Here is a 25,355-nt window from a genome sequence, read left to right as displayed (position 1 = left end):
GCGAGACGTTTGGTCAGGGGCGATGTTGGCGCAAGGCTGCCGGCTACATGCCCGAATTGAGCTGTCGCCTATGATGGTCTGACGTACCGTGGCGGCAGTCCGTTCTCCGGAAGTCGCATCGATCGCCCTCCTTATGAACGAACGGCAGGATTCGGATAGCATACCGGTCAAGTGAATGGCCGCTTTTAGGGTGCGGAGCGACCGGAATGTGCACAGCGAAATCCGAAGTTCGGATTTTCAGTCTACACAGCATCCACCACCCGAAACACCGCCCCTGTGCCAGTGTCTCGAACCAGATCGACACCCGTTCCATCCCAGTGGTAGTCGAGGTGACGTCCCTGAATGGGGTCGGATGCACAATCGGGGTAGAACAAGCCGACACATTCGCCGCCAGGATGCCGGATACTCGGATAGACAAGACCTTCGGCCCCACGTTCTTTGAGCTCAACAGCGAGGGATTGCGATGCAGCATAGTTGTCGGGATCAAGCGCGGGATCGCCTGCCGCAAGGCTCCTGAGATCGTGAAGATCGGCGCTTACCGAAAGGATGATCTCACGGAACTGTGAAGTCCAGCCTGGCGCTTCTACAGTGCGAACCATGAAGCGGGCATGGTGATGGATTGTCTCGAACAGCGCAGTTTCGAATGTATCCCCCGCGTATAGTACGCCGTAGGTCCCATCGGTGAAGCGACTTGGTCGGTCAGTGCTGACATGCGTGAACGGGGCCATCAGATAGGATGCGCCGTTGCCCCCTACCCGGCGGTCAGCAGGAACCAGATCGAGATTGCCAATCGTCGCCATGATGCGAGGGTTGGTTTTTTGCTCGGCAGAGATCAGCAGCGGCCAATCTGCAGGGTCTGCAATATCTTCGAACAGGTCGATCGGTGGAAAAGCACTGCGGATAATCCGCACAGCACCTTTCCACTCCACCTGGGCAATCGGAATTGCCTTGGGATCAATCACCAGGCACCACGTTCGGCATCAAGATAGCGCCGCACCCGCATGATATCAGTCAGCTCGCCGCCAAGCATGACGTCGAGCCCGCTCGCTCCGGCAAAGGCGGCGTTACCTGCCTTGATCCAGGCGTAGCCACGCTGGGCTTCTGAAAAGATGATCCTCAGCGCCTTGTGGATACCCATCAGGTTGGAAAGGCGCGCCGCGCCATCGCGCGAGACACGGCCTGCACCCTCAGCCTTCCACCGCCGATAGGAGCGAACCGGCATGTCGAGCAAAGTCGCGGCCTGCTCGTCTGTGAGTTCCCATTTCCCAAACAGGTTCACTACGGCGCGGAACATCGCCGCTGCTTCCTCCTGGGTTACAGGATCGGGCCGGAAGGCATGGGGGACGGTATCAACGGGTTGCAGTGCCAACATAACTAATCTCCATATGGCATTATATAACCTTTTTGCTGCCATTTGGCAAGTTAGCAAATTTCAGCCGGCAAGTCGCGCCAAGACCGACACTGCGCTTGTCGTCGGGACGAAAAGCCGCGTCTGATAGCGGATGATCTCGGTGAAACACCCATGTGCTTTGTACCAGTCGAGCCGCGGCGCCGACCAACCTGCCAGTTCGAGCCGCTGCGCGCCGTTGACGAGGCTGCGCTTGAGCGTCAGCGCTTCGCGGCTTTTGATTTGCATCGGCCGCCCTGTCCCGAGCACCGCATGGACGGTTTGCTCTGCCGAAAAGGCATGTTCGTCTTCAAGCCCAAGTGCCTGGCATAGTTCGGGCACGCAATGAAGCGGAACCTCCCGACCTAACAGCGAGCGTCCGTCTCGCGCCGAGATCCGGCTGACCCGAACATAGTCGGAAGGGAGTTTGTCCCACACCGGAAGCAGCAGGCCGGTTGCAAGATGCAGGCGCTCGCGCTTGTGATTTGTGGCGGCGTCATCGACCTCCACCTGCCAGAGGCGGCGAAATTCGGTTGGATCCACCGTTTCCCAGTTGCTCTCCTCGAGTTGATCGGCGGTGATGTGTCCATGCTTCAAGGGACGGACAAGCTCGAAGCGGGCCACACGCATACCTTCGTCGGTGAGCAGACTACGCGCCGGGACAAGCAGCCCGATCCGGCCTGAGCGCGCATTACGCAGAAGTTGCTGACGCGCACCTGACAAGCCGTAGAGCTCCTCGAGCCGTTCGAGACGCAAAGGCTTGAGCGCGCGGGCGATCTCGAGTTCCAGGAGATGCGTAGTCGCACCCGACAGCGCATCGGTGCGCAGTAGCGTGTCGGTCAGCACCTCGTAATGCTCGACCGCAATGGTCTCGACCCCAATGTCGAGCGTGCCCGCTTGGCGTGCTGCATCGATCCGCGCTTCGACGAGACCGAGAAACTCGTCAAATATGCCGTTTTGCAAAGCAATCGGCAACGCGAGGATGCGATTGAGCCAGCGCTGGATTGTTGGCAGGTCATCGACCATCCCGCCGTCGGGCCCCTCGACCCTGAGCCCGCTCAATTCCTCAAACCGAGAAAGCGTAACGGCTTCCAGCTTGCCTGCGAACAACAGGCCGAACCAGCGATGAAGCGCCTCCTTGGCGTATGTACTCTCGAGATTGTCGGCAGGATCGAAGAGGTTCTGCCCTCCCGTCTGGCGCTGCCCGCGGGTCAGTGCCCCGAGGCTGTCGAGCCGCCTTGCAATGGTCGATATAAACCGCCGTTCGCCACGCACGTCGGTGGTCACCGGGCGAAACAGTGGGGCCGACGCCTGATTGGTGCGGTTGGTACGGCCAAGGCCCTGAATTGCGGCATCGGCCCGCCAGCCCGGCTCAAGCAGGAAGTGGACCCGGCGCATCTGGTTCTTTGCCGCAAGGTCGGCATGATAACTGCGGCCGGTGCCACCGGCATCGGAGAAAACCAGAATCCGCTTTGTCCCGTCCATAAAATCTCGCGTTTCGGCGACATTGGCGCGCGGAGAGCGCGACCGGAGCACCTGGCGTCCATCGCGTCCGACGATCAGGCGGCGGGTACGACCGGTGACTTCGGCGACCTGATCGACACCGAAGCGTTCGATGATCGCATCGAGCGCCGTCGCGATCGGCGGCAAGGCACAGAGCTGCTCGATCATGCGGTCGCGCGCGGCAAGCGCCGAACGACAGAGAACAGGAGCACCATTCTCATCACTCATCGGTTCGGACCGAGCATTTCCGTTCTCGTCCGTAAACACGGACATCAACCGCACCGGAAAGCTTTTGGTGAGGTAATCGACCACGTATTCGCGGGGGGAGAGATCGATTTCGAGCGCTTCGCGTTCTGCATCGGAGAGATCGGCGAGGCGGCGATTGAGCATGGCTTCGGCGGTCGAGACGAGTTGCACTACAACAGCGTTGCCGTCGGCAAGTGCCGTATCAATCGCAGGCAGCAGGCTCGGCAGCTTCATGGATAGAAGGAGCTGCGCGAAGAAGCGCTGCTTGGTGCCTTCAAACACCGAAAGCGCAGCCGATTTGGCACCTGAATTGAGTGTCTCGCCACTGTCATTGTCGACGATCCGCGTTGCCTCGAGAGCTTCGCGCAGGTTGGCATGAATGATTGCCCAGGCGTCTGCATAGGCGTCATAAACCGCTACCTGGTCGGGGGTCAGGCAATGCTCGAGAATCTCGTACTCAACTCCTGCGAATGAAAGTGCCCTCGCCGCATACAGCCCCAGTGACTTCAGATCGCGCGCGACCAGTTCCATTGCAGCGATACCGCCATCGCGGATATCTGCGACGAAGGCTTCGCGACTGGCAAAAGCCGTCTCGGGCCCCCAAAGGCCAAGACGGGTGGCATAGGCGAGATTATTGACGTCGGATGCCCCGGTCGCCGATGCGTAGAGCACGCGGGCGCGAGGCAGCAGATTCTGGATGCGAACACCGGCAATGCCCTGTTCCGATCCTTTGACCTTACCACGTGAGCCTTCCCCGCCAGCGGCGTTGGCCATCGCATGGGCTTCGTCAAAGACAATGAGCCCGTCGAAGTCCTCCCCTGCCCATTCGAGAATCTGCTCGAGCCGTGTCGCGTCGCTGCGGCCCGAGCGTAGTGTCGGATAAGTCACAAAGAGTATGCCTTCGCGCATCCCGATCGGCACACCGAGCTTCCATTGGCCAAGGGGCTGGACGTCGATGGGAAGGCCGCCGAGCGCGCTCCAATCGCGGCGGGCATCTTCGAGCAAAGCTTCGTTCTTGGAAATCCAGATGTGGCGTCGTTCGCCTCTCACCCACCGGTCGAGGATGACGGAAGCGACTTGCCGGCCTTTGCCTGCACCAGTTCCGTCACCAAGAAAGTAGCCCATGCGGTAGGCGTGCCCCTCGGCGCTCGCTTTCAAGGCGCAGCCCTTGTCGTCTGGCTCGAACCGGCCTGGCAGATCGCGGGCATGCGCGCTTGCGGCATAGATCAGGGTCTCGGCCTGCGCAGCGGATAGGACGCCTCCAGCAATGATACTCGAAGGAAGCTGAGGCACCACTTCGGGCACGGGGGCGGTTATCGAACCCATTGCGACGGATTCGACCAGCGGAGTCGGGTGGGATACCGCATCTGCAATTGAGATCCGGCTCGGCCGGTAGGGCAAATAATGCCCAACCTGGCTTTCGATCGGCGCAGGTGCTTCGAGTGGAGAAAATTCAAGCGGCAGTATCGACGGCCCCGCAGCGGCTGGATGGCCCCCTGGCGGAACCGGCTTCGTCCTGTTCGCAACCAGCCGAAGCGGCAATGCTGGCTTGATGCCGATGCTGGGCTCGGCGGGCAGGCTTACCCGATCAGGCAGCATATCGATCAGCAGATGAAGCTCGGCAAAGTTTGCCGGCTGGGCGATGATCGGGCTGGTACCATCCTTAGCCTTGTCGAGAACCAAGAGCCGGGTTGAGATAGAGGTGCCCTGCTTGACGAAACCGCGCACGATCGTCGCGTTGAGGCGCAACGAGACGGGACCGGCGATCCCGACAAGTAACTTCGGAAGCTCGAACCATTCGGGCATCACTGCGACCAGGCGGCCACCGGGCAGAAGGCGCTTCCAGGCAGAACGCAAGTGCCGATCGCCAGTGCGACTATCGTGGCCCCTTTCGATTCCGTGTGAATAGGGCGGGTTCATCAGCACCACGCTCGGACCCACGTCGGGCGTGAGAAGTTCGTCGATCAGTTCCCCGTCAAATCCCGTGACTGTCGCCTCCGGAAACACGACGCCTAGGCATTCGCGGCGCAGCGGCGATATCTCGTTGAGAGCAAGACGCGCAGTCGCCTTTGCTGCCCATACGCCCAGCATCCCGGTCCCGGCCGACGGTTCGAGAACCAATTCAGCGGCAGAAATCGCGCATGCCTTTGCAGCCATCCAGGCCAGACGGGGCGGCGTCGCGAATTGTTGCCACTCGATCTGCTCGTCGCTCCGGTTGGACTGGGTCGGGACCAGACCTTCAAGGCGCGTGAAAGCCTCATCGGCAAAGCTGGATGACATTGCAGGTGAGAATTCAGTTGCCTGCGCCAGGAACAGCACCTGCGCCAATTCAAGTGCGGCATGGGCATCGCGTACGGACCAGCGTCCTTCGGCGTCGCTACCGCCGAAGTGATCGGCCATTGTTGCATTCACAGTGAGCCGTGAGATTGCTTGATCTGCAGCAAGCCGCGCGGCCAGCGCTCTCGCCGCTGCCAACACTTGCGGCTCGGCTGGATCGGAGAATGCGAAAGCGGTATTTGCGTGTGACATGGGAGACCTCCTGAAGAGGCCCTGGGTTTGTCCGGGTGTCCGTTCAGATGGATCCGTCCGGGGGCCTCACAAGGCCCCAAGCCCGCTTTCCTCTCACCGACATTCAGACCGCAGCTCGGACTGAGCGCATGAGTACATCATTCCAGTCGTCGCCGGTTAGCTCCGGACGCCTGGTGACAATCAGCCGCCCTTCGCAAGCGTAAGCCTTTCGCGCACGCTCTTCGGCAAGGCGCCCGCCCGCATCATTGTCGACAAAGAGATACAGCTGCCGCACCGATTCCGGGATTGTGGCCAGGCCGAAGCGTTCGTTTCCCAGCGTCACCCAGCAGGGAACCTTGAACATTTGCATCGCTGAGAGGGCCGTTTCGTTTCCCTCTGCGAGGCCAAGGCGTCCCCCATTCGGGTACGCGAAACGCACCGCCCCAGAACCGGGGCTGCCTAACGCACGCCTGGGCTGATCGAAAGAAGCCAAGCTGGTTTTGTCGAGGTCAAGGAAGGAGCGGTGCAGCGCCAGAATTCCGGCATCATTGCGCACGGCCGCCACCATCGCGGGTAGAAACCGGACAGCACCCTTTGGCCCCAGCGGCATATGCGGGTGGAAACGCAGCTCCGGCGAAGAAATCGTGATGCCTCTGGACACGAGGTACTTCTCGGCGGGGCTGCCAGCGATGGTCGACGCCTCACGCCAGAGCCTCAGCGCATTGCGATTGGCGATTTCCTCGCGCGGTTCGGCCACGATCGGACCACTCGTGCCATCGAACAGGTCCGCAATTCGTATTCCGAGCCCGGCCATGGCTTCTATCACCGCCTCGTTCGTGCAGCCGGCAAAGCAATGAACAAGAATTGCGCGCTTGCCGAGTGTGATGCTTAGCGAAGGAGTACGGTCGTCGTGGGCCGGGCAGCAGCACATTCCGCGCGAACGCGACCAGGCACCGCCCAGCTGCTCGACTATCTTGCGCGCGCGGTTTTCCAGTTGCCCGCCTTGGAATCGGGATGATCGGTGTTGGTGCATGGGGCATCTCCATCGTAACGTGCCTCCACCCGCGCAGCCTCCGCTCTGCGTCGCTGACGTTTCATTTTCCTACATCAGATGTTCTATATATGTTCTTTCCCGATTCGACCATTAAAGGATTCGGGAATGAGACTGAAATGGGCAGTAGCCGCAGTGGCAACGGCAGGACTTGGGTTCGTCCTCCCCGCTCACGCGCAGGAACTTGAGCCCAATCAGATGACCGTTGCCTCGGAGTTGACGACCGACGGCTTCCGCGTTGCAGAAGGAACCGATGGCTTCCTTCTCGTCGAACATGGCATTTGGAGAAAGCCTCCAACGGCCTCGTCCGAGCCGCCGGCTACCGATGCGGGTCGAACCCATCTGCCCTATCGATATCCAAAGCCCCAAGGCAGCGCGCCATCGGGCTTCCGTCGGGCAAGCTACCTTCCTCATGTTTACGCTGCTGAGGCTCAATACTCGCTACCAAGCGGCCTTCTCGACGCTCTTGTATGGACGGAATCACGATATAATCCGATGGCCATCAGCAAGGCCGGGGCCGCAGGCTTGGGGCAATTGATGCCAGGGACAGCGCGGGACCTTGGCGTTTCAAATCGCTCCGATCCCAAGGCAAACATCTTGGGTGCGGCCCGATACCTACGCCAGATGCTGGACAAGTTCGGGGTGGTTCATCTGGCCCTCGCCGCATACAACGCAGGTCCAGGTGCCGTCGAGCGCGCAGGCGGTATTCCTCGCAATGGCGAGACGCCGGCCTATGTGCGCGAAGTGCTGCGCCATTGGCGTTTTTGAACGGGGGGTGTTGTGAGCGCGGGTCGAATACGCGTCTCGGGAATTTTAAGCCGCGGTAGACGCGGGATGTTCCTGACCACGACAGACGAAGTCGTCTGGATCATCGAGAGCGAAGAACCCGAATACGAATTCGTCGGATCAGAGGTGATTGTCGAGGGGGTTGTCGCAGGTCGAGATCGTTTGCGCGCAGACTGGATTGGACCGGTCTGATCGAAGCCATAGTTATCAGGCTGCGCGCTTCCCTGCCTTCTTGATGTCGATCACCTTCCCGCCGCTCAGATAGTCAGCCCAGTCCTGCATCATCCGGCGCCGGGGAGCCAGGTATTCAGCGGCATTATAAGCTCCACGCACGTCGTTTTTCTCCGAATGCGCGAGCTGTAGTTCGACCCAATCCTCATGGTATTTCCTGATCCACATGGGCGGCTTACCGAACTCGACCAACTGCTCATTGGCCCAGGTGCTCGCCAAGCCCCGGAAGCCGTGTACGGTTTGGCGGCTGTGGTATCCGAGGCGATAGAGCGCGTAGATCATTGTGTTCTCTGAAAGCGGCTTGTTCGGGCCGTTGCCCGGGAAGAGAAACTCGCCAGGCGCTGCTGCTATCATGGATTTCGCGATGTGCGTTGCCTGCTGCGAGAGGGGTACCAAATGCTCTCGTCCCATCTTCATTCGCTCGGCTGGTATGCGCCAGACGGGTGATTTTCCGCCCAGGTCTTCAAACTCGGATTTGGCGGCGAAACGCAGTTCCTTGGTTCGAACCCAAGTCAGGAGCGCAAAGAGAACTGCGTCACGGGTGATCGCGGACCGTCGTTCGCCCTCTTCCTGATAGGCATGCAGCTTCTCGATAAATGCGGGCAATTCGCTGAGCGGCAACCGGCTCATATGCTTCACTCTTGGTCGCGGCTTTAGCGCCCCACGCAAATGTGTCGTCGGATCGTTCGACGCCAGACCACACGCGATTGCGAACTGGAAGACTTGCCCCACCCCTTGTTTCGCACGCCGGCTGATATCGAGCGCGCCTCTTGCTTCGATCTTGCGGATCATTGCCAGGACGTCGGGTGCCATGATTTCATTCACGAGTTTTTCGCCGATGACTGGAAAGACGTCCCTTTCCATGCGCGACCAGACGCGTTCGGCGTGCGCGGCATTCAACGCGCTCTTTCGATTTTCATGCCAGCGCTTTGCGACCTCGAGGAAGGTGGCTCCTTCCTGCGAGATCACTTCTCCCTTGGATTTCATTGGATCCTTGCCCTCGGCTAGCAACGCCTTTGCGGCTGTGCGCTTGTCGCGCGCGGCAGCTATCCCGAGATCTGGGTAAGCGCCGAACGAGAGCAACTTCTCCTTGCCCGCGAAGCGGTACTTCATCCGCCATAACTTTGACCCGTTCGGCTGTACGAACAGGAATAAGCCCTCCCCGTCGGCCATCTTGTAGGCGCGCTCGCGTGGCTTGGAATTTCGGGCCTGAATCTCCGTGAGAGGCATTGGGGGTATCGCTCCTTTCCGATACTCCGCGAAAATACCCCCAAAATACCCCCACACCAAATCTGGCTGCATGTGGAAGACCATGGGCGCATGCGGACGCGAATCACCCGCAAACCTCTGCTTTTCTTTCGATTCTTGGAAAAATGCGGAAGCTAGTGGAAGCTTCCGGATCAAGGAATGGTAGCGGAGGAGGGACTTGAACCCCCGACACGCGGATTATGATTCCAACGGAAACGGGTGGTAGACGCGTCTACGTTGCTGTGATTGGGCGTTTACGCTTAGGACGAGCGCGATTCAAATTTCCCGTCGTTTGTGGACATCGGTTTGTGCCTGCGCGTTGCGGATGAATTGACATACGCCCCGTTATCTTGTGTAATAACTTCACACACATCTCGTATATCGTGAAGCTAGGGAAATTGTATGTCCATCATCGTAACGTCTCAGCAGCAGGCTTTGGACAACATTGAACGCTTCCAAGATGAGCTGGGCAAGAGCGATGAGTTGCAGCGTCGCTTAGCTTTTGCACGCGCTTGGTATGCAGCCCCTCGGAGCGGCGGCACTTGGAACTTCGCACCATCCAAATTTTGCGGTTACGAGAATATGACCGCTGAGGAGTATGTTAATGATGAACCAAGGGATGGTCGGCGCACAGAGAAGCAGCTCCAGAAATGGTTCAGCGTCGTGCCAGAATCAGATCGAATGTTTGAGGATCTCTACCAAGCATTAAATGCATTCCTTGCTCGGTATGCAAAGCTTCCAAGCTCAGCAATTCGCTTGAATGTGCCCACACAATATCTTCGCGATCGTATTTCTAGAGACGAAGACAATCGAGCGCGAAGAATAGCAGACCTTATAATCCAAGTCGCTCGCGATCTCCCATCCGAGGAAGCCAAGCGCATCAAAGAAAGTTTGTAGAAACCCCTCAATCTAAAACTAATCTTGGATTTGGCGCATCGACGGATCTGTCATCCGCTCTATTTAGGAATGCATATGACAAAGGTATATCGAATTTATCTCGATGAAGACGGTGACAGTCGAAATAACATTACATTGGACGTCATCGCGGATGAAAACGACATTCCAAAAGATGGCGTGCCTTTCTGCGGATGGTGGGGAAAAATAGGGTCTACTGATTTCCTTCCGATTGTTGTCCATTCAACCGGGCAGGTTGATACGGGAAGTGATGAAGAAACCAATCAAACCGAACGATACGGCACAATCCGAATTCACGGTGCCCCCCTCAATCTCGGACGACATGTTTATTTTGAGATGTGGGGCGAAACGTATGACTTTAAATTGACAAGTAGGGCAGATCTCTCCGAGCTATGAGATCAGCCTGGAATGAAACAAGAGTATCCCGATTTTTAACGCTGCCAACGCTTGATGACGCAATTTTACTCCGGCATGTGCTCAGGCAACCGTCGGAAGCAAGGGTTGTAGATGTCAGGCGCAGAGAAATTATTAGAGCTTTTGGCCGCTTGGGGCCGGGAAGCAGTAGCGACTTATGGTGCAGACGGGGCGTTTGCATTCGGCAGCCTGGTCTACCTTGACGGAGAGCAGCTAACCTCTTCGAGCGACATTGACCTCGTAATTATCGTTCCCAAAACTCTTGAAGGGCCAGTTGCGAGAACAGAATGGCTCGAAGCTTTTTATCCTCATAAGGAGAGCCTAGAGTCAGACCTTTTAAAAGTTCTCCAACGCAATGTAATTGAAGAACCTTTCTCCAGTGTAGTCCCAGTTACTCAACTTGAAATAGACCGCGACTTACACAAGCAGAATCTACCTGAGTTTTATTCCGCCAACCAATTCCTCGACCTTGTTGCCGATATTCGCACCGACGGCCTCGCCGGCGCAAGAACAATGCCCTGTCATCGCTTCGTAGCCGGCAGCTTGAGTATGACTCAAAGCATGCGTCATAGGTTCTTAGGCGTAGCAGCGAATACCCGACGGCTGTTGCTTGAGCCTTATAGCGGCGGGGATCCCATTCCGAAGCCAATCATGCGCGCCGCCGCAATGGCGCGGAGACTGGCAGTCAGCGCGGCAGAAAACGGTTCGGAATACGATCTACGACTCGGTCTCGACTACGTGACCCAGTATTTGTTGGCGAATGAGAGCAGCTCCGAACGGCTACATAATCTAAACAAAATCGTTTCAGAACGGCGCGGGGGACGCGGCCATGGTGGCCCACTCACAGAAGCCGATCAACTTCTTCTAGCAGAGATTGTTTATGAATTAGCTACTAGGGAGGACGACACCACTACTACACCGCCAGGTGGATCGGGCGGAGCTTTGTCGAAAAATAATCGGGCTGCTAAAGAACCTATCCCAGCCACTCCTCAAGCGGAAACCAAACGTCCTGAAAGGCCATCTAGCAGTGCATCGAGTGAGCAGATTGAAGGGGAAAAGGATACGCTGAAAGCAATCTCGGATCCGTCATCGGCGCCCCCCGCATTCAAGACCCAGTCAACTCTAGCTTTTTTTAGTGATCGGTTCCGGCAAGCCTTTCCTGGCGTCCGGGAAACCACTTGGTTTGATGATCCAGATGATATTTTGGACCGGCTGGGGCGCCTACTAAAAGATCCAATCAAATTCGCAGATGCCTCGCCTATTTGGTGGTGGAGAGGCGGAAATTTCCAGATCGAAGAATTCAAGCAAGTCGGCTCTGGGGTGGCTATAATGAATCACGACGAATTGAAGGTTCGTCGCGCGGCCGCAGTGCCTGGTCAAACCTACAAATGGGATTTCGTATACGTCGAGACGGATGCGATGGAGCCCACCGGGCTGTATGACTACGCCGAATACCCTCTTGAGGAACGATTGCGAGACCGTAGTTACATCACCGAGGAGTATGGATTATTTAAAGGCGAGCACGCGATAACCCGCGATGAATATGACGACGGCGGCACCTATCTAGATGGTTCATATGTCGATACGATTGGTCAAACTGAACTCAGGGTCAGATATGTAACGCCTTATAACTTTGTGATTGCTCCCCAAGGATCCCCGATCAACAATGCGGCATTTGATAAAGACCTCGTTGCTATTTTAGATTCAGCCCTCAACGGAAATCCTGCAGAAACCATCGAGAAGCTTAAAAGAGAGGTTGCTCGTCTTCCGCTCAAGCGCGAGTTTTAGGTATCCTCACGTGATGCTGTGCAAGGCTAGAGGCTCATGCAGCAAGCAGCCCCCGCTCCATCTCGCCCATGAGGTCGACGTCCTTCGCGGGGTCGTGAAATAGGTGCCCATAAACGTCATACGTCATGGTGATTGACGAGTGTCCCAGCATCGCCTGGATCTTCTTCGGCGGCCACCCCTGCTCAATGAACAGCGAAGCGGCAGCATGACGCATGGCGTGCAGTGAGAACCTCGGAGCGCCCTCCCCATCCACGATGCCGCATTTGAGCACGAGTGGTTTGAAAATGCGGTTATAGATGTTCGAGTGTGTCTCAACGTTGCCCACGCCGTTCGGGAACACCAGGTCAAGATCACCCTTTGGGCATGCAACCTTCCACGCCTTCAGCACGCCGGCGAGCTGTGGTCCCATTGGGATCTCACGACGACCAGACCTGCTCTTCGTGTTGCCCATTTCGCAGTAGCGATCGGCGCGTTGCCGGACCGTAATAAGGTTGCGCTGGAAGTCGATTGCCGCCCATGTGAGGCCCCGTAACTCCGACATACGCATACCAGTAAGCATGGCCGTCATGATCAGGGGTTTATGTCGCTCCGGTACGTTCGAGATCAGAGCTTTGATCTCATCTTTGGTCGGAAAAACGCGATCAGGGTCATGACGTTCTGCTCGCCGCAGTTTCACATCGCGGGCAACATTGTGTTGGACCACTCCTCGCTCCTGGGCAGTGCTTATAATGGAGCGGAGGGTGGTCAGGCACTTCTTTGCCATAGCCCGTGTGCTGTCACGAAGCATCGCATCGAGAAAATCGCGAACATGGACTGCCGAGAGCTGAGTGAGCAGCAGATGCCCTATCTTCGGCTCAATGTGGTTCTTCACATGCCCGCGATAAGAGTGAAGCGTAGCGCGTTCGAGCCGTTCTAGCTCACACCTGGCAAGCCAGATCTGTGCGGCTTCTGAGATGGTTATGACGTCAGTGGGGGTAGTCATTGAGCATAATCCTAAGCGGTTGGTTTATCCCGCTATTCTAGCTCATCCAGACTTCCCAGTCGGGCTCTTTCTCAGCCTACGCGCTGGGTTTTTGCGCCTCTTCGCTTTCTCTTTTCCGTCGCGCAAAATCAGTGACAATGCGTGCGACGCTAGACCAGTTATCGGCGATGAAGCGCCTCTTCTCGGCAAGGGTGGCACGTGAATAATGGTATGAGATTTGCTCCGCCCTTGAAGATGCCGCTCTTGACTTTCGATACCCCGCGTCAATGGTCGCGCGGTATACGGTGATGTCACCATCATTGATCATACCGAGAAGATCGGTCCGACCGTCCTTTTCGAGGCGCCCAAGCCAGTATGCATTGTCACGTTTAATTTCATTAGCCATGGAGCCTCTATGGACGTCTACGTAGCTACGTCAATATGCACGACGCTGGGTGTTAATCAGGTTGATCAACCTTCGCAGCTATCTTCTGCCCTTCAACTGGAATCAGGCAAATGGCTGTAAAACTTGCGTTTTAATCGAGCCGCAAATTATAGGCTGGTTGATCGATTCAACTTTTTAGCGCATGCGACCAAGAGATATTACCGCAACATATATGACCTTCAATGACGCCGGAGCAATTCCGCTCCAACATCGCCCCTCGCTCACCGTACGAGAGCTTGATCATCTCGATTACCTCGCCAAGATAAGACATTGGCTGCGCGACGATGCATGGAACCCCGGCGGCACGAGCCTACGCTTCGAGAATCCCGACTATCGTGTCGGAGATCTCATTGTCGTCGATGGAAACATCACGAAGGCCAAACCACTAGTTGGACGACCGTGCTTTGGAATTGCGACCGCTTTGCTTCGGTACGAGTACGCCACGCGTTATGTAAAAGGGCGTGGTGCTATGCCGGCAGGCCGATGCCACACGTGCAAAGCGAAAGACGCTTGCCGTTGGGTTGTCACGAACCGCCTCAAATCAGTTCCCAGCCTTGAGCGCTCCTGGACCTCGTGGCTGCAAGAGGGCGGGCCGAGCATGTTCAGCATGCCGAACTACAAAGGTTCAGGCCAGCAACGTTCCTGGGTCGAACTTTGCCGCGAACTACGGCAGGTGCATTTTACTTCCGCAAATGATCAGCACGTCGCGACAGCATACGCGGAGAAGGATCGGATCGCTCGGGAAAAGGACAAAGAGCGTCAAGCACAGAACAGACGTAGAGCCAGGCGCAACGGCGAAATTGACGAGTTCGACGAGGAGCTGCTGAAGAAGGCGGCCATAAAAAGAGCCGTCGCTCTCGTCGAATTTCGCAAGGATCCTGAATGCCCTCGCGTTTTGAGCCGACTTCCACAGAAATCACTTAAAGAACTGCTCGAAGTGTGGCTTGGCAGGGAAATTCTCAGAGCAATGAAAACGAAGGACAACGCGCCGAGCATAGCGCGGTGGATCGCGAGAACTGGGCGATCCAATACAAGCAAGAACCACAGTTCGCTTTCTTCCCGTGTTGCCAAGGATCTGCAGCGCATTGAAAAGCTCGAAAGAGCGCATTGGCGCAACGAGATCCTGCTCCCTCCCCTTGACCGTCAGAACGAATTCCCAAGCGGTGGCTAGTCCACAGAGCCGCATTACAACCGTCTAGAAAATGAGTTCGTTCATGCATGTCGCTAGGGTCTAGATTTCACACCCCTCGTCCACGCCGGCAGTGACTGCCCTACTTCGATACGAACTCCGAGAACGTAGGTTTTCTGCGGTCTTTAATATCTAGAAAATACGTCCACATGCTAAATGGGAGTCTTACATTAGATAAGCTCCCTTCATTTTATGCCATCCCATCCAAACAGATTACAAAATGCCTCGGGGTTCGATTAAAATTTGAAGCGAGGTCCGGTGTGCCGCAAAGGTGGCGAAGAAGGCGTACACCGAGAAGAGAAGCACGCATTGTGCCAATTGGCTTTGGCCAGCACGAAGCCACCCGCATCCATCCAGAACAGCGTTTAATCATCGAGCACCACCAACGAAGAAAGGTAGTTCAAGATGAAATTGCAATTGTTCGAGATCCTGTTCGTCGGCGCTGACATTCCGCACGAGACCTGCATCGTCGCTACAGACCAAGCGCGAGCTGAAGCATTCCTACGCGATCATTTCGAAGCGCTCGGCCTGCCCCAGGAGCCAGCCACGCTACGACGCATCGACGGAGAGCTCGACGGCGATGAGCGACTGGGACTTGATGGTCTGCTCATGAATGCTCCCATTGGTCTTGCCAGCTTCTGCAAGCCGGTCGGCTGGATGACACACACCGGTCCTGTGCATCGGCTGAAACTCTACCGCATCGATACGATGAACAGCGAAACGCTCGTGATCGCCCCGAACCCGGATGTCGCCCTGTTCTTGGCCAGCTCGCAGTGGGATTTGTCTAACGGTAGACAGATCGAATGCACCATTCACGACGGCATTCTTGGCCTTGCCGACGAGCAGATCCCAGACATGGAGCGCACGTTGGAGTTCGGCCCCATTGGCTTTCCCGTCTGGGACGGCGACGGCTGGCAGGTCGACACTTACTAGAACGAGCTTACCGGAAACAGCTTTCTGGAAACGCCTTGCCTCGACTTAGCTTACTGCTTCGAGGCAAGGCGATGGCCTGCGGAGCGTGCATCCGGCTGACCTGTCCTAAGCGCGCTGATTCAGGTTAGAGCACGGTCTGGGCCGCAGTCGCTGGGCGTAAACGAAACTGCGAAACAGTCACAACACCATCATCGCCAGTTTAAAGCGAGACGCTCGGCATCCAAAGCCCGCGAAGTCTCGTGCACTTATGCTATAGGTGCGTGTAATGCTCTAGCAAATAACCATGCCTTGGGAGACAAACGTGGAATTGCTCAAGAACGAATTTCATATTCGAATGAATGATGGCGCTGTCTTCCGCGTTCTCGAGTTCGTCACGAAAACAGATGCTGCTGAGGCCGCTGATCCGAAGTCGACTGCGCCAGGAATGGAGCGGCTCGCGACCGAAGGCGGGTTGCCAGTGCGCGACAATGGCGATGGCACCTTCACCATCGAGACCACGGGACAAACCGGACGCCCCTTCTGACACAGAGGCAAAACAACCCAGCCATATGTTCCGCATTCGTTCTACTTGAACGGGTGTCCTCGATTCGCCTCAACACCATCGCTGACTATATGCATCACGGGGTGCTGGTGGGCGTCAGGTGCCGATCGTGCGGACACCAGATCAGCTTCGATCCGACGAACCTTTACTGGTTGTTTCTCCGCCGACGGTGGCCGATCAAGGTTGATCAGGCAGCGCGTCGATTTCGGTGCCAGAAGTGCGGTGTGCGGAACTCGGAAATCCAGCAAGGCGGATTGGCATGAGCCGGATGAAGAAAACCCCGCCAGAGCATGTGGCGGGGTTTTCAGTTCTGGCTCCTGTTGCGGACTGAGAGCCGAGGACCGTCTGCTTCGATAGCGATAGCGTGAACAATGTAAATGCCGTCGTCCAGACTGGCCCAGGTCTGGGTCGCTCGAACGTCCGCTAACGACCCGATTGCAGACATTCGGGCGAGAGAATCAGTGAACGTCTGCTAACGACCCAGTTGCGGACATTGAATATGCATGCCACTTTCCTGTGGGCATGGTTGGGCGAGGTTGATGAGCGAAGACGCACGCAATTCGGTTTATCTCTGGTTGAGCACCCTAGTGTTCTTCGGTGCCTTCTGGGCTTGCCTCCACTTCCATTTGCTGGAGGGAATCTCCGACACTTGGCTTTGGCCTGTCTTGACACTGCTGCTCGTTGTGAATGTCGTTCAGACCGTTTGGGGCTTGTGGCAGCGCCGTGCTTCCAATCCCGAAAACCCAAACCGCCTCTAGCTTCCGCTTTCCACCCATTAGCGGACATTCGAGCGGGAAAATCAGCGAACGTCCGCTAACGACCCAATTGCTGACGTTGACGATTTTTGCGACAAGCTAGACAATGCTCGACCCCTTCTTTCCAATAGCCCTAGTTTGCGGGCCATTGGCTTTGGCCTTCCTGCTTTGGGTGGAAGCAAAGCGGGATACCGGGAGCATCTGGCCAAGGCCTGTTAGCCTTTTGCTCGCGATACCGGCAGCGTGGGGCCTATTTAGCTGGTCGCTCATGATTGCGGTCATCCTATTTGGCGAGGGGATGAACCGCGCCGGATTTCAGCAAGCGAGTGCTGTGGCAGCTTCAGCCGCGATCTTCATTCTTGTGACAAGCTACTGCTATGTGGTCTATCTTCGCAGGCAGCGAGATTGAGTGGCTGATGTCCGCTTTCCACCCAATAGCGGACATTAGCGGTGCTCATTGCCGGAGCAAAGCCGCCGGTCCGCTTTCAGGCATTCGCTGGGAGAGCCTGAACGTCCGAAATTGAGGCGCAAAGCGGTCGATAGCTGTAGGGCGCGACAGATGCTAAGTGTGAGGAGCTCAGCGACGGGGCGCAGATTTTTTTTGGATGGGGGCGGGCACAAAAACATGAGTTCGCAAGCACTGAGCTCGGCGATGGTGCGTGAGGGGCTGCACGATGTGCTGTTGGGGCCAGTCCAGCTATACGAGAGGCTGCGAAAAGTCAGCGAACGGGAATAAGATGACGACTTCACTGAATAAACTAAAAAGAATTCGAAGTCCAAAAAATTTTCAATCACCGCATATCCAGTTATACATATCACTCAGAAGCTTTGTGCTTACCTGTCCGCTGAAATTATTAAAGTCCTAGAAACGGCTCGCTCAAGCAACCCGGATGGCGCCAAAATCCCGGGGGTTTTTCATTCAGCGCCATCCATCGGCGGGACTAAATCTCGTGCTGGTGACGCTCTGGAGAACGCAATAGGCTAACTCGATAACGCTCAAAGTGATGCGATACACGGGCACTGATCGGCATCACATCGCCGAGGCCGTCAAAGATCAGATTGAACGCCCCGAAAGCGCCATGAGCGTAGCTAATTGCCAAGCTGTCGTCAGTACCTGTACCGGCGTGCTCGAGCGCCTCGCGGCAAAGCTCCGCGAGTTCGCAGAAATTATCGAACACTCCGCTTGGCCTCGCAGAAATCCGGTGAACGTAATCATCCCAATCGGCATCGGTATGATCGGGATGAATAGCGAAATAGGCCAGTCTTGCTCCGTCGTATGGATCGCAGGAAAGTTTGTAAGGAATATTAGTCATAATCGTAACTCCTATGTTGGCAGGAGCACCTTGCTCCCGCTTGAGGAGCCACTTATTCTGCGCATATTTTTCGTGACGTCGCATGGCAAATTTCGTTCCGGTTTTGATCCGGCGGAGTGGCGTGACAGGCTTTCATTTTCACCTGTATTTTCCTAGAGATGCATCGGCTTCGTACATCGTCGTAAAAAGACCCCCGCTTTACGTTTATGGCAACTTCTCATGACCAAAACCCGTTTCGCTTGAAGCTCCGCGGGAAGTATATTTCGTATCTAAGAGTCTCCGATCGTCCGTTCACTCGACTCGACAGTTTGGCGCAGCTGAGAGCCATCGCGAAGCTCGTCTCAGACAGGCCGGCGCGTGAAATCGCTGTTTACGTTGAGACCGAACCTCTGATCGACGGCGAGCGACCGGAACTGGAAGCGGCAATCGCCGCCTGCAAAGCAAGGAATGCGACCTTGGTGTTCGGTAGACTCCTCCGCATGCGCAATCAAATCAAGTGGCTGCAAAGGATTCACGGCCAAGGGATCTCAGTGCTTGCAGCCGACATCCCCCATTTCTGCCGAGACCATTTTTGGAAGCTCTATAATGAGGACCACTCGCGGCGCCTTCGACGCGGCCAAAGCATCTCTGCCGCGCTTTCGAACGCCAAGGCAGCAGGGCAAAGATTGGGTGGCATGCGCGGAGATCCCAGAAACTTGAAGCTCGGGCCGGTAGCTAGTGCGGAGGCTCGGCGGCTTGCTGCCGATAGCCGAAACCATCGGACAATGCAGACGATTGCGCGTATTCAGACCAGCGGAGTGACGAGCCTTAGTGGTATCGCCGAGCGACTTAACCAAATGAGGCTCCCAGCCCCAAGGGGTGGTCGATGGAGTCCAACTCAAGTCGCCAGAGTAATGAGGAAGCACGAGGACTAAAAACAGACGGTTTCTGTACCATTTCCCGCCCGCATCCAACACGGGTCTCGAATACGCTGAGACATCACTCAAAAGAAGGATGTCACTATGCGTATGAACCTATATTCCGCCGAGATCCTCGGCTCTCATGGTACGATGATGGCTTATGTCACCGCTCCCACAACCCGAGCCGCTATCGACTTTATCAAGGATCACGAGAAGACCTCTAGACGGCGCGTCACGCGGATCAGTGTCACGCGCGTCGATGATCAAATGCCGGAGCAAGAATCCGGCGGCTTGGGACAATTGCTGCGGCATGGACCGACAGGCTTCGCCAGTCGCCATCCGACCATTGGCTGGTTCATTCATGGCCAAGTGCATCCCGAAGTCCAGCTCTTCTCGGTCCAGAGGGACCGCGCACAACCGCGTTTCGTTCTAGCCCCCAATGCAGATGTCGCAATGGCGATCGAATTCTGGTCGAAACCAACGGAAGCGCCGCAGACGAAATATGCCAAGGTTGCCCTGGCGACCTCTTTGACCGACAGGCAGAAGCACGAAATTGAAGAGCTCATCGAGTTTGGGGTGATCGGTATGCTTGCCTGGGACGAAAAGCGTGGCTGGTCGGTGACCTAGGACGCCGGTTCAGCAGTTGAAGCTCTACCGCACCATCGACGACAAAGGCGGAAATGTATTCGGGATCGCACCCAACCCAGATGTCGCTGCATCGGTGCTCACTACGGAGCTGAGCATCCGACCAGGTAAGGTGAGGCTTCTGCGCTTCTTGGACGGTATGGCCGACATGCCGGACGACACGATCTGCAATCTGCCCCGCCTGCTTGAATTTGGCCCCATCGGATTTGCGCTCTTCGACCGAGGCCAGCGACGCTGGATTGACCTCTAGGGCGTGAAGCTAGCCGTAAAACGGTATTCTAATTCACAGCAAGTTTTTCTGGGCACGCGCCATCTGGCTGGTCGATGCTTCCAAGGTTCGCTCTGCTTGGCATGGTCACATGGGACGATGGTGCCTATCGAGGAAGGAAATTTAACGCCAACTCTGCCACCTTACCGATCTCGCGTTCTTCCATCTGATTTGTCTGCGACAAATCAGATCGAAAATGCACCCCGCTTACTTCGGCTGGGATTCCGTCGCGGATGGCTGGAACCGTCGCCAAGTCAAAGAAGCGCAGGGATGTGATCGCCAGCCTATCGTCAAACCTTGCTGCCAACGCCGACGCCAATCCATCGCCCAACGTCTCTGCAACTGTCTGTTGTACCTTCAGGATTAGATTGGCGTCGCCAACCAATAGTGTTTCGATTTGCTCCACTAGTTCGCGCAGCGATTGACCGCCACCGCTCGCTTCGATGAACACAGATGCCAACAGTCCGACAGTTCCAGATGGAGGCTGGCACTGTTCTGCTGACAAGTGATGGATGCGCAACCTCTCCGCAGAAGCTTTGACATCCAGTCTCACATTGCCGCTCGAAAAATCAAAACGGTCCACATCCGAACTGCGCCATGCGGCTACAGAGGCGGCTGGGTTACGGCTGGCGGCGATCAGGAAAAGCTCTCCGGCGAGGCCATTGAGGGAGCGTTTAGGAGGGCGCGAGAGGCTGCGGAATATCTCAATTAGTCGCTGCACTGACTGCACAACAGCATTGAGAGTAGGCTGGGCTCCTACGATGCGCAGGATCGTCTCACAAACATGGAGAAAGTAGGTTTGCGCCTGCATGTCTTGGGATGTGCAGGTGATGACTGACAGCAACTCCTCGCGCTGAGCGCCATTAACCGGATGGATGCGGTGTAGATTGCCAAAGTGCGCCTCAAGCAAGGCCAACCGCACAGGCGCATAGAATGCGCCTGGCTCACTGCCGAGCAAAAGGCATGGATGCCCCTGAGTGTTCCATCCAACGTAGTGCCGGTCACAGCCGGGTATGGCGATAACGCGGAATGTCCCTTCGCCTGCATCTCGCGTTGACGGCTCGATCGCGTCAAGCAATGCGGTCAGCGAGGTATCAGTCATTCTGCTCATGCTGGTGCTGGGAAACCCATGCCAATGCGAGGCGTCGTGGAACCCAGATCGCGATGACGGGAACGTCTTCGGCGACCACCGCATTGTTACGCCGCAGCCGCAACGAGTGGAGTTGGACCGTCACTGTATCACCATCGCGAAACGCCGCGTCGCCAGGGTAGCTATAGCCACCGCCCACGAGCCGCGTTGCACCCTGAAACAGTTCATTCATCTTGCCGTTGGCGTCGATCGCGCGTGAACGCGGAAATTCGGGACTAACATGATAGACGGTGCACTGCTCGTCGCCGTTGTCTTCTAACGCCTTCGAGAGTTGGAGCAAAAGGCCAACTAGGTTGCGCGAGTCGGCCGCACCCGTGACCCTGAAAGGCACGATGAGATCGCTGACAACATGCGCAAGGGACAGGCCGCGACACACCCTATGTCTCTGGGCTGGTTCGCGGTCTGCAAGGTCAGGGTCTACCGAGAGCGGGATGCTGGCAAGGAATCGCTCGGCGCCCTTCCGGTTGGACTCGAGCACTTCCTCCGGTGCTTCGGCAATTCCAGGATAAAACCATTGATTGGCGTAGTTGCCACGCACGTAGTCGTAGTCAATTACGTTGCGGCGACAGGCCTGAAGGTCGGGCGATAGAACGAAAGCACGCTTCCACGCGCTCAGTGGGTCGCCCCTTCGCTGAACCTCTTGAAGCTGACGACGCATGTCCTCCTCATGCGCAACATAGTCCTCAAACGCATTAAGGGCGTCTTGCTCTAAATAGACTCGACAATAACCGAGATAACGTTGCTTATAGCCAAAAAAGCGACCGCGCTGCTGGACGGTATCGGCATTACCGATACCGGGGCCGCGCGGCATGTAAGTGACCGTCAGGCCTTCGACGGTGAAGCCGCGATCCATTGCCTGACCGCCTACCAATATCCAGCCGTATGACTGGCTCCAGTCAATCTCAGGGGTTTTGCCGCCCCGTGCATTGACCTGTTCGATCTTGGTTTTGCGAAAAGCGCGCGGTAGGCGACGCGCAAGTTCCACAAACGCAGGGGGATTCTCTACCGTATCGGCCAGGTCGGCGTATTCCTGCTGAAACTCCTGGAGCAGATCTTGTTTGTCCGCATCGGTGTCCGGAAGCTCAAGAATGCGTTGCCAGTCATCAAACATGCCGCTGATCCAGCGCCAGTATTCCGCATGGGAATCGGTGCGCTGCGAAGGATGAACCAGCATGGAGCGGCGCGGATTCCGTGCACTCTGCCCTTCGACTAATCCAGCTGCGACACCGAGTAAAAAGACACGCAAAGCTTCGCGCAGCGGCTCGGGCGGATCGACAAGCGGGTTGTCGTCGGTTGAGATGTCCAAAGGGTCGATGACGCGCACCAGAGGCATATTGCCGGAGAAAAACGACTGCCCACCGACATAGCCCGTGCCGGGTTCAAGCACCTCGACGAAGCTCGGGGAAAGAGCATCAATGATGTTGATGAGCAGCGGGGCTTGCGGGGTGGCTGTATATTGCAGGAAGCTGTGATGCGGGACAGCATCGCGCACGTCGAGCAGGCGCTGATAGGTGGTGCTCTGACGCTGTTGCCTGACCAAAGTATTTAGGCTTGCCTGATCGGCCTCGTCGTCGATGATGAGGGTTGGAACACCAGCCAGCTCAAGATTTTGCAACAGGCCGACCAAGGCTCTCAGCCAGCGGTGCTGTTTCATGACCGTCACGAGAATGGTGGCGCGCTCACTTTGCGCCACATCGGGGTCGTTCCACTCAGCCAGCGTTTGCTGGAAATGCCTGCGGTTGGTCTCGTTGTCCAGAGGGTTGGTGTAGAGTTTCCATTGCAGTGAGCCTTCAATCTCCTCGATTTGGAGGTCCTTGCGAAGGCGGTCGGTCGATTGCTTCAAGAGCAGTTTGGAGGTGCCCGCAACCACGATGACGAGTTGAAATCCGTTGTCACGCGCCAGCGCCATGACGGTCGTAAACGACAATGTCTTGCCGCTCTGCACGTAGCCAACAACGAGGCCAGTCTCGCTTCCGGTCTCTGCCCGTGGATCGACACACTTTGAAAGTATCGAAGCGGCTGAACTAAGGACGGCGTTGCGCGCCTCCTGGCTCTCGTGTCCGAGCTTTCGGGTGACAAGTTCTTGGGCTTCGTCGCCGATATGCGGGTTCCAATTGGCACCGGGCCGATGTGCCACATCAAGGGGAGTAATGACTGCTGAACCGTTCGTCATTCGAGCAACCTATGGTTTCGCGAGTGCTGCGCGCAACAACTCGTTGAGATTGCGGCGAATAGTGCCCGCTAACCTGACGCCCGTGCCGCGCGCGAGCTTTTCGGACAAGGCCAATCCTGCCGCGACGCGCAACAATGCTTCGACATTTTCGGGGTCGGTTTGCGCGAAGCTGACCATAAAGGGGTGCACAAGCGAGAGACGCATTTCAAGCACTTGAACACTGTCGGCTTGTGCTGGCTGGTCGCTCACCGCTAGCCATTCGCCCTGTGCGGGATCACTGGTGAGTTCAACACGTAGCAACCATTTCTGATCGCGGAAATTGACTGCAAGTTCCCTCGCCGCAAGGATTGCGGGCTCCGGCACCAAGGGTGCTGCGGGGGTTTCAACGGGCGGTTCGCTGGCGACGCCGGGAAGTGCCTCGGGCAGTCCTGCATGCATGGCATCGACTGCGCGCGTTATCGCCTTTTGCGCCGCCTCCGCAAGCTCGTTGCGCGCGGCCTGCACACGATACAAATCCGCTTGCCGCAACAGCGGCAGTTCGTCCTTGTCGAGTTCGTCGCGGAGCAATTCGAGGAATGGCTGCTCGTTTTCGTCCCAGCGAAAGCCGTCCTTGGTGTGGCTGACATCAAAGCCTTCAAGGTGAAGTTCGCCAAAGAGCCTGCGCCAGCGAAAATTGCCCGGCTGGCCGAAAATATAGGGCGGTCGGTAGCCCTCATCGCCGCTGCCTTCGATCAGGCGTCCACGTCGGAACAGCGCAAAGCCTGATCGGTTGGTGTTCATCGGGTCCATTAGGCCTGCGAAGCCGTGTGCTGTCAGGCCACCGCCCAGGTCAAAGCGAATGTCCTGCCGCCACTCCCTCGCTCCGTCATCGGGCTTGCGCACATTTGGCGCGGTCAGGATGCGAGGTGGCGTGTATTCGAGCAATTCGCGATTCAGCCGAAGCTCGAGGACGCCGTCGCGCACATAAACGCGGTAAATATCGGTGAGGTGATCCTTGATCTTTCCAAGGGTGCGTCCAACTGGAAGGTGGAATGGATCGTCGAGCACGATCTCGGTAAAATGCGTGTCCGCTTGCGCTGGCGCATCGTCGATGTCGAGTTCTTCGAGTTGGTCGCGCACGATGGTCGCGACATCAAACCTGACTGTCCGCTCGGCATCTTCGCCTAGCGCCTTGGTGCGCACCGACCAACGTGGTGCAAACCAGCACGCGGCACTTTTCATGCCCATGCCAAATTCAGACAAGCCACTGCGATCTGGTGGGATGGCAGCGGGGCGGAAGGCGCGAGGAAAATCGCGCAGTGCAATCCCGGCGGCATTGTCGCGGATCACAATACGCGCTGGCGCGGTGTTCTCGACGGTGATTCCGACTTTCAGGCGAAAGTCTGGGCCGTGGATCGCCTCAAGGCGGTCCTTGTTCGCGAGATAGCTCTGCACCGAATTGTCCACGAATTCAGCAAGCGCAAACCACGTCTTGTAATTCAGGTGGCGCAGGATCGAGAGAACACTCACGCCTGGGCGGATCGGAACGGCAGCGACTGATTGGCCTGCGGCGTCCTCAGGCGGCAAGGCTGCTCTCCACCTGTGCAAGATGGAGAAGCCTGTCGTCATCGCCCTCGTCGATAGGCGGCAGCAATGCTGTCGCAACGGCGTGGATCACATCGACATTGACGGCGTTGCCCAGCGCCTTGTGCGCAGCCCCTTGGTTTTCGGGCAGGTGAGGCAGTTCGCCCATGCTTTGCAGGCGTGCACACTCGCGCATCGTCATGTAGCGACGCTCCCACGGGATAACCGGCACCTGACTGGTAGTTAGCGCGACGAGCGAAGGTGCGGCGGTTGGGCGCTTCGCCCTGATACCTGACGCGCGGAATTGAATCACAGCTTGCCAGAGGTCGCGTGGCCCGCCTTTCCAATTCCACTCCAGCTTTTGAAAACTAGGCCGTGTTGACATAAGATTTCAGCCATAGGCGGGCGGCTGCGAGGTTGAGGAAGCTTTCGAAGGATAGGGC

22 protein-coding genes are annotated in these 25,355 nt (G+C 56.9%); 10 read left to right on the top strand and 12 right to left on the bottom strand.

Features of this window, described 5'->3' with window-relative positions; all coding sequences use genetic code 11:
- Positions 1 to 242: 242 nt before the first annotated feature.
- From GRI48_RS00105 to GRI48_RS00090, 4 genes are all read right to left on the bottom strand, one after another.
- Entirely contained in the window at positions 243 to 962 is a 720-nt protein-coding gene (locus GRI48_RS00105; protein ID WP_160669596.1) for an RES domain-containing protein, read from the bottom strand.
- Complete coding sequence (locus tag GRI48_RS00100) at positions 959 to 1,372, bottom strand: MbcA/ParS/Xre antitoxin family protein (protein ID WP_160669594.1); 414 nt, start codon at positions 1,370 to 1,372, stop codon at positions 959 to 961. Before GRI48_RS00100 ends, GRI48_RS00105 begins: the two co-directional genes overlap by 4 nt.
- Before the next feature lie 60 nt (positions 1,373 to 1,432).
- Positions 1,433 to 5,665, bottom strand: a complete 4,233-nt coding sequence (locus GRI48_RS00095) for a strawberry notch family protein (RefSeq protein ID WP_160669592.1) — start codon at positions 5,663 to 5,665, stop codon at positions 1,433 to 1,435.
- 103 nt (positions 5,666 to 5,768) lie between these two features.
- Positions 5,769 to 6,677 carry a DUF7146 domain-containing protein gene (locus GRI48_RS00090; RefSeq protein WP_160669590.1) on the bottom strand — a complete coding sequence of 303 codons (909 nt, stop codon included), beginning with the start codon at positions 6,675 to 6,677 and terminating at the stop codon, positions 5,769 to 5,771.
- Positions 6,678 to 6,803: 126 nt separating this feature from the next.
- Between GRI48_RS00090 and GRI48_RS00085 the strand changes: the two genes are divergently transcribed.
- Entirely contained in the window at positions 6,804 to 7,463 is a 660-nt protein-coding gene (locus GRI48_RS00085; RefSeq protein ID WP_419956935.1) for a lytic transglycosylase domain-containing protein, read from the top strand.
- Between the two features lie 12 nt (positions 7,464 to 7,475).
- Positions 7,476 to 7,673, top strand: a complete 198-nt coding sequence (locus GRI48_RS14145) for a DUF5818 domain-containing protein (RefSeq protein WP_337190738.1) — start codon at positions 7,476 to 7,478, stop codon at positions 7,671 to 7,673.
- A 15-nt stretch (positions 7,674 to 7,688) separates the two neighbouring features.
- Here GRI48_RS14145 and GRI48_RS00080 read toward each other — a convergent pair whose 3' ends face one another.
- Positions 7,689 to 8,942: a tyrosine-type recombinase/integrase gene (locus GRI48_RS00080; RefSeq protein WP_160669588.1), complete on the bottom strand. Its 1,254-nt coding sequence runs from the start codon at positions 8,940 to 8,942 to the stop codon at positions 7,689 to 7,691.
- Between the two features lie 420 nt (positions 8,943 to 9,362).
- On the opposite strand from GRI48_RS00080, the gene GRI48_RS00075 reads away from it, so the two are divergent.
- The 3 genes from GRI48_RS00075 to GRI48_RS00065 all read left to right on the top strand — a co-directional run bounded on the left by GRI48_RS00075 (position 9,363) and on the right by GRI48_RS00065 (position 12,077).
- Positions 9,363 to 9,857 carry a hypothetical protein gene (locus GRI48_RS00075; protein ID WP_160669586.1) on the top strand — a complete coding sequence of 165 codons (495 nt, stop codon included), beginning with the start codon at positions 9,363 to 9,365 and terminating at the stop codon, positions 9,855 to 9,857.
- Positions 9,858 to 9,932: 75 nt separating this feature from the next.
- The gene (locus GRI48_RS00070) at positions 9,933 to 10,271 is read left to right on the top strand and encodes a hypothetical protein (protein ID WP_160669584.1); all 339 of its coding nucleotides are present in this window, start codon (positions 9,933 to 9,935) and stop codon (positions 10,269 to 10,271) included.
- Positions 10,272 to 10,382: 111 nt separating this feature from the next.
- On the top strand, positions 10,383 to 12,077 hold the full coding sequence (locus tag GRI48_RS00065; protein WP_160669582.1) for a hypothetical protein: 1,695 nt from the start codon (positions 10,383 to 10,385) through the stop codon (positions 12,075 to 12,077).
- Between the two features lie 34 nt (positions 12,078 to 12,111).
- On the opposite strand, the gene GRI48_RS00060 is transcribed toward GRI48_RS00065, so the two are convergent.
- Both GRI48_RS00060 and GRI48_RS00055 read right to left on the bottom strand, forming a co-directional pair.
- Positions 12,112 to 13,059, bottom strand: coding sequence for a tyrosine-type recombinase/integrase (locus GRI48_RS00060; RefSeq protein ID WP_160669580.1), 948 nt, complete (start codon positions 13,057 to 13,059; stop codon positions 12,112 to 12,114).
- Between the two features lie 76 nt (positions 13,060 to 13,135).
- Complete coding sequence (locus GRI48_RS00055; RefSeq protein ID WP_160669578.1) at positions 13,136 to 13,444, bottom strand: hypothetical protein; 309 nt, start codon at positions 13,442 to 13,444, stop codon at positions 13,136 to 13,138.
- A gap of 211 nt (positions 13,445 to 13,655) precedes the next feature.
- Between GRI48_RS00055 and GRI48_RS00050 the strand changes: the two genes are divergently transcribed.
- The 3 genes from GRI48_RS00050 (at position 13,656) to GRI48_RS00040 (ending at position 16,128) form a co-directional block, all read left to right on the top strand.
- Positions 13,656 to 14,654, top strand: coding sequence for a hypothetical protein (locus tag GRI48_RS00050; protein ID WP_160669576.1), 999 nt, complete (start codon positions 13,656 to 13,658; stop codon positions 14,652 to 14,654).
- Positions 14,655 to 15,077: 423 nt separating this feature from the next.
- Complete coding sequence (locus GRI48_RS00045) at positions 15,078 to 15,605, top strand: hypothetical protein (protein WP_160669574.1); 528 nt, start codon at positions 15,078 to 15,080, stop codon at positions 15,603 to 15,605.
- A gap of 301 nt (positions 15,606 to 15,906) precedes the next feature.
- A complete protein-coding gene (locus GRI48_RS00040; RefSeq protein ID WP_160669572.1) occupies positions 15,907 to 16,128 on the top strand; it encodes a hypothetical protein in 222 nt (73 codons plus the stop codon).
- A gap of 1,714 nt (positions 16,129 to 17,842) precedes the next feature.
- Here the strand turns inward: GRI48_RS00040 and GRI48_RS00035 are convergent.
- Positions 17,843 to 18,214 (bottom strand): hypothetical protein, encoded by a 372-nt coding sequence (locus GRI48_RS00035; RefSeq protein WP_160669570.1) that lies wholly within the window; start codon positions 18,212 to 18,214, stop codon positions 17,843 to 17,845.
- A gap of 1,001 nt (positions 18,215 to 19,215) precedes the next feature.
- Between GRI48_RS00035 and GRI48_RS00030 the strand changes: the two genes are divergently transcribed.
- Together GRI48_RS00030 and GRI48_RS00025 are read left to right on the top strand one after the other, a co-directional pair.
- Positions 19,216 to 19,740 (top strand): hypothetical protein, encoded by a 525-nt coding sequence (locus GRI48_RS00030; RefSeq protein WP_160669568.1) that lies wholly within the window; start codon positions 19,216 to 19,218, stop codon positions 19,738 to 19,740.
- Between the two features lie 16 nt (positions 19,741 to 19,756).
- Entirely contained in the window at positions 19,757 to 20,008 is a 252-nt protein-coding gene (locus GRI48_RS00025) for a hypothetical protein (RefSeq protein WP_160669566.1), read from the top strand.
- 124 nt (positions 20,009 to 20,132) lie between these two features.
- On the opposite strand, the gene GRI48_RS00020 is transcribed toward GRI48_RS00025, so the two are convergent.
- From GRI48_RS00020 to GRI48_RS00005, 4 genes are read right to left on the bottom strand one after another with little or no spacing between them, the layout of a single operon-like run.
- Positions 20,133 to 21,128, bottom strand: a complete 996-nt coding sequence (locus GRI48_RS00020) for a PD-(D/E)XK motif protein (protein ID WP_160669564.1) — start codon at positions 21,126 to 21,128, stop codon at positions 20,133 to 20,135.
- Complete coding sequence (locus GRI48_RS00015) at positions 21,121 to 23,349, bottom strand: Z1 domain-containing protein (protein ID WP_160669562.1); 2,229 nt, start codon at positions 23,347 to 23,349, stop codon at positions 21,121 to 21,123. The genes GRI48_RS00020 and GRI48_RS00015 overlap by 8 nt, the downstream gene beginning before the upstream one ends.
- A 9-nt stretch (positions 23,350 to 23,358) precedes the next feature.
- On the bottom strand, positions 23,359 to 24,858 hold the full coding sequence (locus tag GRI48_RS00010; RefSeq protein ID WP_202389148.1) for an ATP-binding protein: 1,500 nt from the start codon (positions 24,856 to 24,858) through the stop codon (positions 23,359 to 23,361).
- A 46-nt stretch (positions 24,859 to 24,904) separates the two neighbouring features.
- Positions 24,905 to 25,297 carry a DNA cytosine methyltransferase gene (locus GRI48_RS00005; RefSeq protein ID WP_237451664.1) on the bottom strand — a complete coding sequence of 131 codons (393 nt, stop codon included), beginning with the start codon at positions 25,295 to 25,297 and terminating at the stop codon, positions 24,905 to 24,907.
- Between the last annotated feature and the right edge of the window lie 58 nt (positions 25,298 to 25,355).

Origin of the sequence: Qipengyuania oceanensis (assembly GCF_009827535.1) — a bacterium.
Classification (GTDB): domain Bacteria; phylum Pseudomonadota; class Alphaproteobacteria; order Sphingomonadales; family Sphingomonadaceae; genus Qipengyuania_C; species Qipengyuania_C oceanensis.
Note: the sequence above shows the minus strand (reverse complement) of the source record. Positions and strands in the feature narration are given on the sequence as shown.

What these genes read in the sequence shown, in the direction of transcription:
- GRI48_RS00060 (WP_160669580.1), bottom strand. Translation starts at nt 13,059, where the DNA reads ATGACTACCCCCACTGACGTCATAACCATCTCAGAAGCCGCACAGATC.
- GRI48_RS00050 (WP_160669576.1), top strand. Translation starts at nt 13,656, where the DNA reads ATGACCTTCAATGACGCCGGAGCAATTCCGCTCCAACATCGCCCCTCG.
- GRI48_RS00080 (WP_160669588.1), bottom strand. Translation starts at nt 8,942, where the DNA reads ATGCCTCTCACGGAGATTCAGGCCCGAAATTCCAAGCCACGCGAGCGC.
- GRI48_RS00055 (WP_160669578.1), bottom strand. Translation starts at nt 13,444, where the DNA reads ATGGCTAATGAAATTAAACGTGACAATGCATACTGGCTTGGGCGCCTC.
- GRI48_RS00070 (WP_160669584.1), top strand. Translation starts at nt 9,933, where the DNA reads ATGACAAAGGTATATCGAATTTATCTCGATGAAGACGGTGACAGTCGA.
- GRI48_RS00065 (WP_160669582.1), top strand. Translation starts at nt 10,383, where the DNA reads ATGTCAGGCGCAGAGAAATTATTAGAGCTTTTGGCCGCTTGGGGCCGG.
- GRI48_RS00030 (WP_160669568.1), top strand. Translation starts at nt 19,216, where the DNA reads ATGCGTATGAACCTATATTCCGCCGAGATCCTCGGCTCTCATGGTACG.
- GRI48_RS00015 (WP_160669562.1), bottom strand. Translation starts at nt 23,349, where the DNA reads ATGACGAACGGTTCAGCAGTCATTACTCCCCTTGATGTGGCACATCGG.
- GRI48_RS00085 (WP_419956935.1), top strand. Translation starts at nt 6,804, where the DNA reads ATGAGACTGAAATGGGCAGTAGCCGCAGTGGCAACGGCAGGACTTGGG.
- GRI48_RS00005 (WP_237451664.1), bottom strand. Translation starts at nt 25,297, where the DNA reads ATGTCAACACGGCCTAGTTTTCAAAAGCTGGAGTGGAATTGGAAAGGC.
- GRI48_RS00020 (WP_160669564.1), bottom strand. Translation starts at nt 21,128, where the DNA reads ATGACTGATACCTCGCTGACCGCATTGCTTGACGCGATCGAGCCGTCA.
- GRI48_RS00100 (WP_160669594.1), bottom strand. Translation starts at nt 1,372, where the DNA reads ATGTTGGCACTGCAACCCGTTGATACCGTCCCCCATGCCTTCCGGCCC.
- GRI48_RS00095 (WP_160669592.1), bottom strand. Translation starts at nt 5,665, where the DNA reads ATGTCACACGCAAATACCGCTTTCGCATTCTCCGATCCAGCCGAGCCG.
- GRI48_RS00075 (WP_160669586.1), top strand. Translation starts at nt 9,363, where the DNA reads ATGTCCATCATCGTAACGTCTCAGCAGCAGGCTTTGGACAACATTGAA.
- GRI48_RS00035 (WP_160669570.1), bottom strand. Translation starts at nt 18,214, where the DNA reads ATGACTAATATTCCTTACAAACTTTCCTGCGATCCATACGACGGAGCA.
- GRI48_RS00045 (WP_160669574.1), top strand. Translation starts at nt 15,078, where the DNA reads ATGAAATTGCAATTGTTCGAGATCCTGTTCGTCGGCGCTGACATTCCG.
- GRI48_RS00090 (WP_160669590.1), bottom strand. Translation starts at nt 6,677, where the DNA reads ATGCACCAACACCGATCATCCCGATTCCAAGGCGGGCAACTGGAAAAC.